The sequence below is a fragment of the Maribellus luteus genome (genome assembly GCF_003576475.1).
GTDB classification, from domain to species: Bacteria; Bacteroidota; Bacteroidia; order Bacteroidales; family Prolixibacteraceae; genus Draconibacterium; species Draconibacterium luteum.
This window is the reverse complement of the sequence record NZ_QWGR01000007.1, coordinates 21,271-35,419: the sequence shown is the minus strand read 5'-3', so window position 1 is coordinate 35,419 and position 14,149 is coordinate 21,271. Positions and strand designations below refer to the sequence as shown.

The 14,149-nt window shown below is 40.1% G+C and carries 12 protein-coding genes; 7 read left to right on the top strand and 5 right to left on the bottom strand.

The genetic code is table 11. The features are described from left to right. Nucleotides 1-173 precede the first annotated feature (173 nt). The 6 genes from kamA to D1614_RS13200 all read left to right on the top strand — a co-directional run bounded on the left by kamA (nucleotide 174) and on the right by D1614_RS13200 (nucleotide 5,189). On the top strand, nucleotides 174-1,478 hold the full coding sequence (kamA, locus tag D1614_RS13225; protein ID WP_119438433.1) for a lysine 2,3-aminomutase: 1,305 nt from the start codon (nucleotides 174-176) through the stop codon (nucleotides 1,476-1,478). Further along, entirely contained in the window at nucleotides 1,479-2,315 is an 837-nt protein-coding gene (gene ablB, locus D1614_RS13220) for a putative beta-lysine N-acetyltransferase (RefSeq protein WP_206610021.1), read from the top strand. It abuts the gene before it with no gap. Continuing rightward, nucleotides 2,312-2,515, top strand: coding sequence for a hypothetical protein (locus tag D1614_RS26070; protein WP_119438432.1), 204 nt, complete (start codon nucleotides 2,312-2,314; stop codon nucleotides 2,513-2,515). The genes ablB and D1614_RS26070 overlap by 4 nt, the downstream gene beginning before the upstream one ends. Beyond that, on the top strand, nucleotides 2,505-2,732 hold the full coding sequence (locus tag D1614_RS13210) for a hypothetical protein (protein ID WP_119438431.1): 228 nt from the start codon (nucleotides 2,505-2,507) through the stop codon (nucleotides 2,730-2,732). The genes D1614_RS26070 and D1614_RS13210 overlap by 11 nt, the downstream gene beginning before the upstream one ends. 192 nt (nucleotides 2,733-2,924) lie before the next feature. Then, complete coding sequence (locus D1614_RS13205) at nucleotides 2,925-3,761, top strand: mechanosensitive ion channel family protein (RefSeq protein WP_119438430.1); 837 nt, start codon at nucleotides 2,925-2,927, stop codon at nucleotides 3,759-3,761. Between the two features lie 183 nt (nucleotides 3,762-3,944). Continuing rightward, nucleotides 3,945-5,189, top strand: a complete 1,245-nt coding sequence (locus tag D1614_RS13200) for a glycoside hydrolase family 27 protein (protein WP_119438429.1) — start codon at nucleotides 3,945-3,947, stop codon at nucleotides 5,187-5,189. Nucleotides 5,190-5,505: 316 nt separating this feature from the next. On the opposite strand, the gene D1614_RS13195 is transcribed toward D1614_RS13200, so the two are convergent. The 5 genes from D1614_RS13195 to D1614_RS13175 form a co-directional block, all read right to left on the bottom strand. Continuing rightward, a complete protein-coding gene (locus tag D1614_RS13195) occupies nucleotides 5,506-6,291 on the bottom strand; it encodes a hypothetical protein (RefSeq protein ID WP_119438428.1) in 786 nt (261 codons plus the stop codon). A gap of 18 nt (nucleotides 6,292-6,309) precedes the next feature. Then, nucleotides 6,310-7,974, bottom strand: a complete 1,665-nt coding sequence (locus D1614_RS13190; RefSeq protein WP_119438427.1) for a RagB/SusD family nutrient uptake outer membrane protein — start codon at nucleotides 7,972-7,974, stop codon at nucleotides 6,310-6,312. A 15-nt stretch (nucleotides 7,975-7,989) separates the two neighbouring features. Then, nucleotides 7,990-11,193 (bottom strand): SusC/RagA family TonB-linked outer membrane protein, encoded by a 3,204-nt coding sequence (locus D1614_RS13185; protein WP_119438426.1) that lies wholly within the window; start codon nucleotides 11,191-11,193, stop codon nucleotides 7,990-7,992. 341 nt (nucleotides 11,194-11,534) lie between these two features. Beyond that, complete coding sequence (locus D1614_RS13180; RefSeq protein ID WP_119438425.1) at nucleotides 11,535-12,716, bottom strand: DUF5009 domain-containing protein; 1,182 nt, start codon at nucleotides 12,714-12,716, stop codon at nucleotides 11,535-11,537. A gap of 23 nt (nucleotides 12,717-12,739) precedes the next feature. Next, the gene (locus D1614_RS13175; RefSeq protein ID WP_119438424.1) at nucleotides 12,740-13,612 is read right to left on the bottom strand and encodes a M23 family metallopeptidase; all 873 of its coding nucleotides are present in this window, start codon (nucleotides 13,610-13,612) and stop codon (nucleotides 12,740-12,742) included. A gap of 53 nt (nucleotides 13,613-13,665) precedes the next feature. Between D1614_RS13175 and D1614_RS13170 the strand changes: the two genes are divergently transcribed. Further along, nucleotides 13,666-14,139, top strand: a complete 474-nt coding sequence (locus D1614_RS13170; RefSeq protein WP_119438423.1) for a DUF4268 domain-containing protein — start codon at nucleotides 13,666-13,668, stop codon at nucleotides 14,137-14,139. Nucleotides 14,140-14,149 lie beyond the last annotated feature (10 nt).

The following is a 14,149-nucleotide window of genomic DNA, read 5'->3' as shown; positions in this document are numbered from 1 at the left end:
TAAATTGTTTTAAACCATTCTAAATATCGTGTTAATGCATTGTAAAGTAAGTTAAATGCGGGATCAGCGATTTTTAGGGTTGGTTTTATTTTTATATTTTTGTTCGTATAGAAACTATATGAAATCAGTTTTATCGGATTATTTTCAGAACCGACAAACAAAAACAGACGTACATGATTTTTACCAAAAAACAACAACTTATTGCCAACCAAATTGAAAATGAATCACAAATATCAAAATGGAAAGACTGGAAATGGCAACTAAGCCACTCCATTAGAACATTGGACAAATTTGAGCAGCTTACCGGAATTACTTTTGAAGAGGAAGAAAAAGAGCAGCTTCGGGAAACGCTTGATAAATTTCCATTGTCTATCACCCCCTACTACCTGTCGCTCATCGACAAAACACATTTCAGAAACGATCCCGTATTTAAACAATCCTTTGGCAGCGTGGAAGAACTTATTACGCTGAAGTCGGAACATGCCGACCCCTTGTCAGAAGAAAAAGACAGCCCGGTTGAAGGCATTACACACCGTTATCCGGACCGGGTGTTGTTTCATGTAAGTAACATCTGCTCGATGTACTGCCGCCATTGCACCCGAAAAAGAAAAGTAGGCGATATTGACTACGTGCCTTCAAAAGCACAGTTAATGAAAGGCATTGAATACATCCGCAACACACCCCAGGTAAGGGATGTGCTTTTATCGGGCGGCGATCCGTTTATGCTGTCTGACAGCAAAATAGACTGGTTGCTTTCTGAAATTTCGCAAATAAAACATGTGGAAGTCATCCGAATCGGAACGCGAATGCCGGTAGTGCTCCCCTACCGCATTACTGACGATTTGGTTAAGATTCTAAAAAAATATCAACCGCTGTGGATCAACACACACTTTAACCACCCGAACGAAATTACTTCGTCGGCAAAAGAAGCCCTGGCCAAACTGGCCGACGGTGGATTTCCACTCGGAAACCAGTCGGTATTGCTGGCCGATGTAAACGACTGTCCCCGGATTATGAAATCGCTGGTGCACAAACTGGTTCAGAATCGTGTACGCCCGTATTACCTATATCAATGCGATCTTTCGGAAGGGTTGTCGCATTTCAGAACACCCATCGGAAAAGGTATTGAGATAATGGAAAGCCTGGTGGGCCACACCAGCGGGTTTGCGCGTCCTACTTATGTTATTGATGCACCTGGTGGTGGCGGAAAAATACCGGTAATGCCCAATTACATCATCTCGTGGTCGACCAACAAAGTGGTACTTCGCAACTACGAAGGCGTTATAACCACTTACCAGGAACCCGATGCTTATGAGCAAAAGTTTTGTGATCGCGACTGCGAAAATTGTAACCTGGATTTGAAATTGAACGAAATAGATGAATCGTATGCAATCGGTATCGAAAAGTTATTATCAGACACCAACGATACCATTTCGCTGATTCCGGAAGACAACGAACGTATTTTGAGGAGGGAATAAATGCAGGACAAGATCGAAAAAATAGGCACCGGAACGTGGATTCAGCATGGTGATTTGAACAAGCGGGTTTACCTGATGAAGCTGGCAAAACAAGACTGCCCACAAATAATACAAGAGATAAACGAGCTGGCAAACCGGAAGCAATACTCAAAGATATTCTGTAAAGTACCTCAGAGTATGGCACCTTATTTTACGGCTAACGGATTTATCGTGGAAGCCCAAATCCCTCGTTTTTTCAGCCATTCGGAAACGGTGTTTTTTATGTCGAAGTTTCCGGACCCGGACCGTTTGTTGTCTATTGAGACCCAACAACTCAACCAGTTGAGCAGCTTATTAAGAGAGACAAAAGCAATTGATAAGGAAACTCTCGGCGAGAATAACTATATTGTAAAAATGCTGAAAGAAAACGATTGCAAAAATATTTCATCGGTGTATGAAAGGGTATTTGAAAGTTATCCTTTCCCAATTCACGATCCGGATTACATACTGCAAACCATGAACAATGCAGTTCGCTATTTTGGTATTGAACACAAGGGAAAATTGATTGCACTGGCATCGGCAGAAATGGATCGACAAGCACAAAATGCTGAAATGACTGACTTTGCCACCTTACCTGATTTCCGGGGGAAGGGACTGGCGCTAAAGTTACTGGCCAGCATGGAAGAACAGATGAAACAGGAGGACGTAAAAACCCTGTACACCATTGCCCGGTTAAATTCGGCAGGAATGAACAAGACGTTTTTGAGGCTGGGTTATTCCTATTGCGGAACGTCTTTAAAAAACACCAACATATCCGGGAAAATTGAAAGTATGAACATTTACTATAAACACGTATGATGAATTTAGGAAGTAGATGCAGGTTTGCCAGGGAATGCGACATATTTCAGGGCAAAGTGGCGGTAAACACCCCGCTACCTATTTACAGAAATGTATTTTGTAACAGGGGAATAAAAGGTTGGAAAAATTGCGAAAAATACAACGAGTTAATAACAGAAAACAGGATAACAGAGAAAAACTTCAAGGCCAATGAACGATAAAAAAGAAGTAGATATAAGCCGAGTGAATAACCCGTATGAAAAAGACGTTTTAACTTTTTTAAGCCGTAACGGAAAATGCATATACGGCGATATTATTAAAGAATTGAAGATATCCGCCAGCAAAGGCCAGGAAGCCATTTATTCCCTTCTAAACAAGGGATTCATAAAACATCAAGACAAAACATCCTACATTGAGCTAAATGTTGATCTCAAATAATGAGTTGGATTGACATTAAACCCAAAAACACATACAGCACAGCTCGTAGGTATGAAAATAGATGCCTCATGTTATATGAGCCAGATGGGAGTCTGTCATTTGAATCAGATCAGAAAAACCCGGCTTTGTGTTCTCTGATTATTGTGGGAAACAAAGAATTAAACTACATTTAAAAGTAAAAATATAGTTTACATGGGATCCTTAGAACAAGCACTCGACCACACGATTTTTAAATACAAGGAATTTGTTTTCAGCCTGAAATCATTTCTGGTTATTTTGATGGCGATACTGTTCACAATGGCTTTGCTTTGGGTTATCAAAAAAATTCTTTTCCGGAAAAGAAAGGCCATGGACGCCTCAAAACACGGAAGCCTGATCAGCATATTCCAGATTATAAAATACGTAGTCTGGATCATTGCAATTCTTATCATCCTCGAATCGTTTGGCCTTAAACTAACTGTTTTGCTGGCAGGTTCGGCCGCTCTGCTCGTTGGTGTTGGGCTGGGGTTGCAAAGTACCTTCAACGATTTTATTTCCGGTATTATTCTCTTGTTTGAAGGTTCCATAAGGGTGGGCGATATTCTGGAAGTAGACCAGGACTTGATAGAAATAACTAAAATCGGCTTAAGAACTTCGGAGGCACTTAACCGCGATGACATTGTCGTAATCATTCCCAATTCTATCATCACCAATAACAAAGTGATCAACTGGAGCCACCAGTCGCACAAAACCAGGTTTCGGATAAAAGTAGGCGTAGCATATGGAAGTAATATCGATTTGGTGGAAAAACTACTGAAAGAAAGTGCACAAGAGCACCCCGAAGTAATTGAACACGACAAAATAAAAGCCCGTTTCCTCGATTTCGGCAACTCTTCGCTCGATTTTGAACTGTTGTTTTTTAGTCAGAATATCTTTCGTATCGAAAACGTAAAGTCAGACATCCGGAAAGCCATCAACCAAAAGTTTAACGACAACAAAGTAAATATTCCTTTCCCGCAATTGGATTTGCATATAAAATCAGGCAAATAAAGAAAACACATACTTTCAAAAGGATGAACACTAAGGCAGACTATGGCATTGTTCGTTCGAAACAGAACCTAAAACGAGGTACTTTTTAGTAGCTTTGTCCTGGACAAAAGAAAATACCTGCGTTAAAAGGGTCTGTAGTCAATATTTTAAAGCATACAAACCGATTATAATTAACTTACATCCATGACAAAGCTTCAATTTGCCTCCATTATTTTTAGCTTCCTGCTCTTATCCTGCAATACCAAAAGTCCTGAAAACTCTGCTGAAGAACAAGCGGAATTAAAACCACCGTTAATGGGCTGGGCCAGCTGGAACCACTACCGGGTTGATATTGATGAGAATATTATTAAATCGCAGGCCGACGCAATGAGCGAGCTAAACCTAACACAGTATGGCTACAATTATATAAACATCGATGATGGTTTCTGGGGAGGAAGAGATTCTTGCGGACAAATAATATCGCATCAGGAGAAATTCCCAAAAGGGATGAAACACATTGCCGATTATATTCATTCGAAAGGCTTGAAAGCCGGGATTTATACAGATGCCGGCATCAACACCTGTGCCTCCTATTGGGACAATGACACCATTGGTGTTGGCATGGGATTATATGGTTATGAAGTACAAGACCTAACTACTTTTTTAAAAGACTGGGACTTTGATTTTCTGAAAGTGGATTGGTGTGGCGGAGAGTGGCTGGGACTTGACGAAGAAACCCGCTACACTGAAATCGGACAATTGGCCCGGGCGATAAAACCATCGGTTAATTTTAATGTATGCCGTTGGAGATTTCCGGGAAAATGGGTTACACAAGTTGCCGATTCGTGGAGAATTTCGGGAGATATTGCCAACAGCTTTGGCTCTGTTCTTCACATTATCGATCAGAATGCAGATCTCTGGAAATATTGTTCCTATGGCCGCTATAACGATATGGACATACTGCAGGTAGGAAGAGGTATGTCGTACGAAGAAGACAAAACGCATTTCACCATGTGGTGCATGATGCATTCGCCCTTGCTTTTGGGCAACGATTTAACCCGCTTGTCGGAACAAACAAAAGAGATCATTACCAACAAGGAAATAATTGATTTAAACCAGAGTAAATTTGTTTACCAGGCACGCAGAATAATAGATTATGGCGATCTGGAGGTATGGGGAAAACCACTCGTTTCAACGACCAGCGGACAGGTTGCCATTGCACTGCTCAACAGATCGGCCGAAAAACAAACCATAAGCTTCGAGTTGGAAACTGTGGGCATAAACCCGGAAAAAGGTTACATCGCGAAGGATTTATGGTCGAAAGAAACTTTTGAACGTTCTTTTCATACCACCATTTCAAAAGAAGTTCCTTCGCACGGTGTAGTGGTTTTAAAAATCACCGGAGAATCAATTCCCTTTAATGTATTTCAATACAAGGATAAAGAGTAGGTTGGAAAATTTAAAGGAAGCCCAAACCTCTATATTTTTCTTTCTCTGACTCTTTTCTCGTTCTGATATTATCCCGAGATAAATCCGCCAAGGAAACTCTTAAGTTTGCGTATATGAAAAGACTTCTTTAGACCGAATGACTATAGCAGACTTTCCCATTATTAGCACTATAAGGATTGATGCGATGAAGTAAAGCTTCAAATTTAGCTAGTTTTTAAGCATGCTCGCAAGAATAAATCCTAACCGACATAAAAAATCCCGGAGGAACAGCACCCCCGGGATTTATATTGCAAAGACTATACTCTTTTACGTCTTTTTAGAACTTGTTTGTAATTTCAAATGTATCGTTATAAACACCAAAGGAACCAGCACTTACAGTCCATTTAATTACAAAAGTATAAGTATTGGTAGCACTGTTGAAACTTGAACCAGCTTGTGCTGTTGCCGATACCATACCATATGTACTATGTACATACCCTGTTTCAGTAGTCTCCGGCACCTGGGTAATTGTTCCGTCTTCTGCTACTTTGAATATGTAATTATATCCAGTTTCCCAACAGTCTTTAAATCGATATTGATCTGTAGCTGGAGAGTACTGCAAAATTGTCTCCCAAGAATCTTCAAAGAATTCTGTTGTAAAAACTCCTTCAGCATAAGGAGCAAAATCTTCTTTTGTAACAGTAAGCTCAATTCTGGGATATACATCTTGCTGTACGTAAGGCTTTGTTTGCTCCTGATCAATTACAATGGCCAGATGATAACTTTCCATCAGTACAATATCCTCATTAACTTCAACTGATATGCTCTTTTGTGATTCACCAGCTGCAAAGGTTACAGATTCCGGAATACTGAATAAATCACTTCGTACGTTTTCTGCACTTAGTAATACAGTCTGTTCTGAAGCGCTAACTTCTCTTGAAATAATAACATCAAAACTAGTTGATTCAAGTGGCAGCACGACAGCAGAAACATTATCCTTTGAAAAATACACGTTGGTACTATTGGGATTTTGCTCGGGAGAAAGTTCTCTTTCAACATCATCCTCGCAGGCTGCCGATAGTGCTACAACCGCTAGTATTATAAAATATTTTAATGCCTTCATATTCTATTACAATTTATTTTATATAACACCATCAATTAAAGAAGCTCCATCTCCTTGCGACGGCTGAGCTCCGCCTTCATTTTGTTCAACGGCTACATTGTTATTGGTTTCACCCTGAACAAAACGTAACAACAGCCACGGATCATCTTTTGATAAGTTAAAACGATAATCTTCAGGAACATTTGTAGGTTGATTCGGATGGTAACGAATAATATTTCGTCCTAAACGCATTGCATCGGACATTCCAAAACCTTCACCCCACAATTCGATACGACGCTGCAACCAAACTTCGTTCTGAATATCTTCTGCAGAACTGGCCTCAGTCGTGTACGACGGATCCCGGTATTCTTTTACAAAATCTTCGAGTATTTGCTTACCCTGGCTGGGGTTTCCACCCATTGCAATTGCTTCTGCTTTGATCAGGATCATTTCTTCTGCACGCATCATACACCAGTCACCATCATTGTAGGCAGAACCAATACCCGAACGTTGTCCGAATTTAACATTAGCATAAGCTTGCATTGGTTCCTTAACATTCGCAATACTAGCTGTTGCAATAGCCTGCCCTTCATGAACAACACCAGAAGACGGATCGACCCAGGAAAGTCCCTCAAGATAAGGAGATGTCCTATTCTCATCCAGCCACCAGTTTTTTCTTACGTCAGTATCATTGATTTTATTATACAATAAAATGTTGATCGACCTGTAAATACCGGCATAAGCAACGTAGGCATCTCCAGAAAATGAACCTAACTGAGAAGGCCATGTGGCATAATTAGCCGCACTGATAACATCGGTAGGTAAAAGTAATGCCCATATCCAGTTATGGTCCGTTGCCTGATTGAAACCTGGTTGTGTTAACTCAGAAATCTCATAAGGATTATAATTTGCCATTGCCTTATCAGCATCAGCTGCAGCATTGCTCCAATCTTCCATATTCAGGTATGCTCTTGCACGCAGACCGTAAGCAACATTCTGATCAATCGCACTTTTGTTAGGACGTACATATCCGTCAAGGTCAGCGATAGCGTCAGTTAAACTCGTTAAAATATAATCATACAGATCAGTTAAAGAAGCTCGTGGATTATTCCTAAAATCAGTACCCTCCTCAACAATCGGAACCGATGGTTTGTCTTCATTACCAACATATTTAAATTGGAAATACGGAGCTAGCGACAGATAACAAAATGCTCGCATTGCTTTTGCCTGCCCACGCGCATAAATCAATTGTTCATTATCCGTATCTTCCGGAATTGCGCTTAATACATCATTGGCTGCATAAATAATTTTATAAAACAATCCGTAACGAATACGAGGATTGGCATAGGTAGGAGTACGGTCAGAGTATTCTAAAGCGGTAGAAAACCAATCATAACCGGAAACAACATTTACCATATTCCCACTATTCAGGTCCTGACTTAAAGCAATACCCGGATAACCAACATCATCCGCTCTATAGTTATCGCCCCTATCAAAGAATCCATCTGGTTTTCCTAATAATGAGTACATTCCGCTAATAGATGAATTAATTCTATTGGGTAAAGCTTCTACAGTTTCCTGTATCTGATCATCATCTAAAGTTCCACCTTCGTAGTGCCTTTCCAAAAAATCTTCATCACATGAAGACAATAAGGCTACTGCAACAATTGTTGCAAATACTAATAAATAATTTTTTATTCTCATAATGCTATATTTTTTCTAGAATGAAATAGATACACCTCCGGAAACTACCCTTAATTGGCTATAAACGTAGTTACCTGAAGAGGTTGAAATGGCTAAACCTGATCCGCGAGAGTTTTGAGTCTGACGTGGATCGAATCCTTTACGTGCAGAGAATAGAGCTAAATTATCGCCCGAAACATATATTCTAAGTTTCTGAACATTCGCTTTACGAGTGAGTGATACGGGGAAAGTGTATCCCAACGTAACATTATTAAGACTCAAGTAATTAGAATTAGTCAGGAAGCGGCTAGAGTTTTTCTGATCAAAATCATCAGACGATGAAATACGGGGAACGTTGCTATCCTTATTATCCGGAGTCCAGGCATTCAGAATATCTGTGTGCCAGTTACGACCTATCTCTTTTCCTGTATGCATCAGTTCCTGGTAAGTTCCCTCATAAGATTTTCCTCCTAATTGATAAGCGAACTGAACGCCTAGGTCAAATCCAAATGCGTTAAGGTTTGTTCCAAAACCACCGTACCACTTAACACTAACATCTCCCAAATCAGCCTGTTTTGCAGAACCGTAATCTGTTGTTGTCGTATAGTCGCCATTATCAGGATCGACATAATACAGCGACATTCCTGTTTCACTGTCAACACCGGCATATTCAACCAGGTAAGCCTGATTTAAGGAGCCGCCTTCTTTCAGAATAAATGAAGAGTTTTTAATACCACCCGATGACTTAGTATATTCAGGTAATTCCTTAATCTTGCTATTAATATTAGTAATATTTGCAAATACACTCCAAGTCAATTCATTTGTTCTTAATACATCCGATCTCAAATCAATTTCAAAACCGTGATTAAGTACCGCACCAACGTTCTTTGGAATTGTTGACAAACCAGATGAAACAGGCTGTGGCTCATTAAATAACATATCAGAATTATAACGGCTAAAGTAGTCAACGCTACCAGTCAACACATTATTTACCAACGAAAATTCGAATCCGGTATTAAACAGCTTTTGTGCTTCCCATGTTAATTCCGGATTTCCTTTTTCAGAAAGTACTTTGGTGTACTCACCTGTATCACTGTTGTAAGAAATCTGGTACCTGTTTCTGTAGGCATAGTAGGTTCCAATTTGATCGTTACCCTGCGTTCCGAAACTAACTTTGTATTTTAATTCACGAAGCCAGCCAGAAGTAGACTGCATAAATTGTTCTTTCGTTAGCATCCACGCTGCACCAACACTCCCAAAAAGTCCCCAACGGTTGTCTTTTGCAAACCGTGATGATCCTTCATACCTCATAGAAGCATTAAAAAAGAAACGTTCCTGGAAATCGTATTGTGCACGGCCAACGAAACCTTGGGTTGCATAGTTATCCGTAAAAGAGCTTGCATTTGCGCTAGTAGGTTGTGTACCAAAAGCGTTATCTAATTCAGGAATAAAAGGATCATACAGATGATCATTTTCTGCTGATAACTCCTGATTTTTTAATTCAAAACTCTCAAAACCTACTAAAAATTGTAAGCTATGCGAATCTGAAAAAGTTGTTTTGTAATCAGCCAAATATTGCTGATTCAAAGTAAACAGGCGTCTATGACTCACAAAAACAGAACCTTCAGTTGGAATAGATCCATAGAAAGGATTTGATAAATAATTTGAACGGATATTAGAAGCTTCCGGAGATATACGTGCCGTGAAAGAAAATCCTTCAAACGGAGTTAATCTTGCATAAAATGACCCTGTAAAAAGATCCCTTACTTCTTTATCTGTATCTAACTGCAAATTAATTGCATTGTTCCCTCTGGGAGCAGATCCCGGTCTGGTGAAATTTGTTGAAGTTCCCTGATCATAAATTTTGTTTCCATTGCTATCGTATGAAATAGTACCGTCAGGATTTCTAACATAAAACGGATAAATAGGGGCCATCATGTTACTTGCATAGAACACATTACCTGTGCTTCCCCACGATGTTTGAGAGCCCGGGCTTTCCAGCTGTGTATTTACATATGCAGTTGACAATCCTACATGCAACCATTCTTTTGCCTGAGCATCAATTTTTCCGCGAAGAGTAAAACGTTTAAAACCCGAGCCATCGATAATACCGGGATCATCCAAATAACCTCCTGAAATAAAATATTGAGATTTATTCTGTCCGCCGCGTATTGAAATATTATATTCTTCACGAAGATTGTCTGTTGCCAGCGTTTCATCTTCCCAATTATCTGGTGTGTAGTAAAATTCGCCATCAGAATAGCCTAAAGTTGCTTTAGGATTCAATTTAAAATTGGTACCGATTAAACGTTCTCCTTCAGGATAAGAATAAATCTGATAACCAACACCTTGCTGTGAAAAAAAGTTAGCATCGGCGTAAGCAAATGCATCAGCCGCAGAAATTCCATTATAGGCCTGCGAATTATACAATGCTTTATAAGCTGTTTCATAATACATAGCAGGGTCAGTCATTACGTCATAGTTTGGAACACCACGGGTTGAGTGTCCCCATTTGGCGTCAACATCAATAACAACGTTACCATCTTTAGATCCATTCTTTGTGGTAATAAGAATAACACCGTTCGCCCCGCGAGCCCCATAAATCGCAGTTGAAGCCGCGTCTTTTAAAACGGTCATCGACTCAATGTCGTTGGGGTTTATTGTGTTTAAGTTGAACTCGTACGGACTTCCATCAACAATGTACAACGGGGTTGTTCCACCATTAATGGAACCAACACCGCGGATACGAATGGTGGCTTCAGAACCTGGTTGTCCACTACCATTCACAACCTGAACACCAGCAACAGCACCTTGCAAAGCATTCGTAACGTTTGACGTAGCTTTCATGGCCAGCTCCTCCCCTTTTACTGCTTTCGCAGAGCCTACAAATTGAGAGCGTTTTGTAGTTCCATAGGCTACTACCATTACTTCATCTACTCCAATAACATCGGCTGATAAAGAGGCATTCAGGGTAGCTCCCGAAATTGGAAGTTCTTCTGTTTTCATGCCCACAAAAGAAAAAACTAAAATTTTAGCGTCACCGGGAACATCTAAAGTATAGTAACCGTCTATATTAGTAACGGTACCAATTGTTGTTCCTTTAACACTTACTGAGACACCAGGTATACCAGAACCATCTTCCGTACTTGTTACCGTTCCGGTAATAGTTTTAACCTGAGCCTCAGCTACAAGCATGCCAAAAAAGGCAATGCTAAACAGCATTAGCGCAATTTTTTTCATAGAATAAAATTTAAATATTAATAACTCACTCACTCAATAAGTCGACTAAAATAGAAAAAAAACGAAAGAGTTAACATATTTTCACAAATTATTAGCTCTATCTTATTTTTTCTAAAACAAATAGCCAATTGCTTTATAGAATAGTAATGTTTATTGACTTTTCGCGATAAAATCGCATTCCCCTTCTAATAAGCTGATTCTAAATTATGTTTTTTGAAGGAAACATTAATTGATCTTTATCATAAAAACGAACTGACCATAAGATCAATTGGTTAAAAGCTTGTTAACACAAACTTAAAACTTCTGTTAAAAGGATTAAAATGAAACAAAGCAAATATTTATTACAACCTGAGCTGAACCTTTATTTTCGCCAGCTTCATGGTTAAAACAAGCATTAGTAATGCCCATACAATGGAACCAATTATTGCCAGTAAAGGAGAAAAAGACTGTTTGTAAACAAAAAGAGGAATATTTGCATACCAGATAATATAATAAATTACACTTGGTACCAAATAAGTGGTTAGTGAATTGGTACCTGCCTGCTGAAACAGGAAGGTCCAGTTGCTTTTATGATACTTATCGATTATTACATATAATAATACAAATACCAAAATACTGATTCCAATGCAAAGCATTCCCCAGCTGGGAGTGCCTTTTATTTTGGATATAATAAACCAGTTTCGCAGGATAAAGCCCAGTAAAATGGCAAGTCCCCCTACAATGGAGGTTATTAGAATAAACCTGTCCGGAAACTGTTTTAGTCTTCGCAAAAGAAGACTGATGATCAACCCGGAAATCACAATCAAAGGAACATTGCCCTCCAGAACAATCCCGAACAGAGGTTTTACGGGATCCAAAAATTCAAGATACCCCAACTGTGAAAAAATATTCAACATGAGAAACAGCATCCAAATCAGTGTAGTAACAAACAAGTTATCGCGGGCAAAAAGATAGGTTAACGAAGTTGCCAGGTATCCCCAACCTATCAATCCCAGTATTCCCCACCAACCGGTGATTAACCAGCCCGGTTCCTCTTCCGTGCCTGACCTGAATAACACAAGAAGCACCATCAGACAAAGAACAGCCGGGATCTTTAAGGCAAAGGCTTTGGACGAATTACCCTCAGGATAACGGTTCCAAATAACAAATACACACACATACATTAATATAGCCCACAAATATTTGTGCATCCCTGTTAAGGCAGGATTTAAACGCCCGCTGTTTAGCATTAAAACGCCAATCAACAACAGGCTGAAGGTCCGGATAAAAATATGCACCAGTATTCTGCCAATAGAATCTCCTTTTTTAAGCCTGTTTTGAACGGCAAAAGGAACTGCCATTCCAACCATAAACAGGAAACCGGGGAAAACCCAGTCGGCCAGCCCCATGCCATCGAAATCAGCCGGGCGGTGCGTAAGCCATTCGGGAACGCCGTCAACATATAAATCGTTTACAAATAGCATAAGAAAAAGCGTGATCCCACGCATAACGTCAATCGAAAGTATACGTTTTGATGCTGCCATATTTAACCTATTTGATTTAAAATCTATTTTCCAAGAATGCGACGTTGCTCTTTCTTACTCATTTCAAGGGCGCGAATTTCCCGCGGGTGAGTAACAACATAGGTAGTACTGGAATTTAAGATCCCCTTTCCGTTCTCATCTGTTACAAATTGCGGAATGACAAAAAGTAAGTTCCTGGTATGCAACGAATCGTGGAATATTAGAAGTTTTATATTGTCGGCACCACCAGCTACCTTACCTATCTCCTGCCCAGCATACAGAGTGTCGCCTACTTTCAACTTTTCAGAAGAAGCCAAAACGTTCCGGTAGCAGATCAGTGTTCCATCGGGCTGTAACAAAGTGATCGAGTTATTCCAGGCGTGGTACCACGACTTTGGATCGCCTTTTCTTTCTGCTCCCACAATTTCTACCACAATCCCGGTTCTTGCCGCATATACAGCATCTCCCGGCTTTGCCTCATAGCCTGTTGCCGACCAGGAGTCAAGTCCGTCCTTCCCCCGGAAACCATTGATTTCCTTCACATCAAAAACCGTTACTTTACTGCCCGGTGCAAATGGGATTAAATAGGGAAAGTCAAGATCTACCTGGGCCATCGGATCAGAACGAAACATTTTTATGTCGTAATTAAACCGGGGAACATCGGCATCCGGGTCGCGCGGCAAAGTAAACAGGTTATTAAAACCCGGCGCAAGCCTTTTAACGTATGGCAGCGGCTCACTAAAATAAGTATTCTCCAAATCAGCAAAATTTATTTGAAGATAAACCGGTACCGTTGCGTTATTGTAGGCCGAAAACAAACAATCGCCCAAAGCATTGTAATCGGCCTGAACCTGGACTTGAGCTTTTAGATTGTGATGGCTTAAAAGTACTGCAATAAAAATCAGGAGTCTTCTCATAAGTTGCGTATTTCAAACTCAAAAATAATCATTTAAACCAATAACTTTGCCGCATGTATTCTAAAGAAGAGATTAAGCAGTTACGGGTCAGCTTTTGGGAGAAATTTGGACAACGTTGTGAAATTCACCCTGATTTAATGTTCAAAAAAAGAAAGTGGATTTTGCACCGTACCAAAATTAAAGATGTGGCTTTTCGCTTCGATGTTAACCGCCAGAATGCGCAGGTTATACTGGAGCTGGGAAACCGTAACGAGAACCTTCGTTTGCGGGCCTTCGAATTTCTGGAACGTTACAAAGTAGTAATGGAAGATGGTTTTGAGGATGGTTTGATCTGGGAGTTCTTTCACGAGCGTGAAGACAGCAACAAACAAGTTTGCCGGATTTACACCCAGCTAGACGGAGTTGATTTTCACCGCCAGAACCAATGGCCCGACATCTACAATTTCTACATTGAAAACATGCTCCGTTTGGAAGACAATTTTATGTCGATCAGAGATCTTTTGCAGGAGGAACTAAAGCAGGAGTAAAAAGAGAAAT

What these genes read in the sequence shown, in the direction of transcription:
- kamA (WP_119438433.1), top strand. Translation starts at nt 174, where the DNA reads ATGATTTTTACCAAAAAACAACAACTTATTGCCAACCAAATTGAAAAT.
- ablB (WP_206610021.1), top strand. Translation starts at nt 1,479, where the DNA reads ATGCAGGACAAGATCGAAAAAATAGGCACCGGAACGTGGATTCAGCAT.
- D1614_RS26070 (WP_119438432.1), top strand. Translation starts at nt 2,312, where the DNA reads ATGATGAATTTAGGAAGTAGATGCAGGTTTGCCAGGGAATGCGACATA.
- D1614_RS13210 (WP_119438431.1), top strand. Translation starts at nt 2,505, where the DNA reads ATGAACGATAAAAAAGAAGTAGATATAAGCCGAGTGAATAACCCGTAT.
- D1614_RS13205 (WP_119438430.1), top strand. Translation starts at nt 2,925, where the DNA reads ATGGGATCCTTAGAACAAGCACTCGACCACACGATTTTTAAATACAAG.
- D1614_RS13200 (WP_119438429.1), top strand. Translation starts at nt 3,945, where the DNA reads ATGACAAAGCTTCAATTTGCCTCCATTATTTTTAGCTTCCTGCTCTTA.
- D1614_RS13195 (WP_119438428.1), bottom strand. Translation starts at nt 6,291, where the DNA reads ATGAAGGCATTAAAATATTTTATAATACTAGCGGTTGTAGCACTATCG.
- D1614_RS13190 (WP_119438427.1), bottom strand. Translation starts at nt 7,974, where the DNA reads ATGAGAATAAAAAATTATTTATTAGTATTTGCAACAATTGTTGCAGTA.
- D1614_RS13185 (WP_119438426.1), bottom strand. Translation starts at nt 11,193, where the DNA reads ATGAAAAAAATTGCGCTAATGCTGTTTAGCATTGCCTTTTTTGGCATG.
- D1614_RS13180 (WP_119438425.1), bottom strand. Translation starts at nt 12,716, where the DNA reads ATGGCAGCATCAAAACGTATACTTTCGATTGACGTTATGCGTGGGATC.
- D1614_RS13175 (WP_119438424.1), bottom strand. Translation starts at nt 13,612, where the DNA reads ATGAGAAGACTCCTGATTTTTATTGCAGTACTTTTAAGCCATCACAAT.
- D1614_RS13170 (WP_119438423.1), top strand. Translation starts at nt 13,666, where the DNA reads ATGTATTCTAAAGAAGAGATTAAGCAGTTACGGGTCAGCTTTTGGGAG.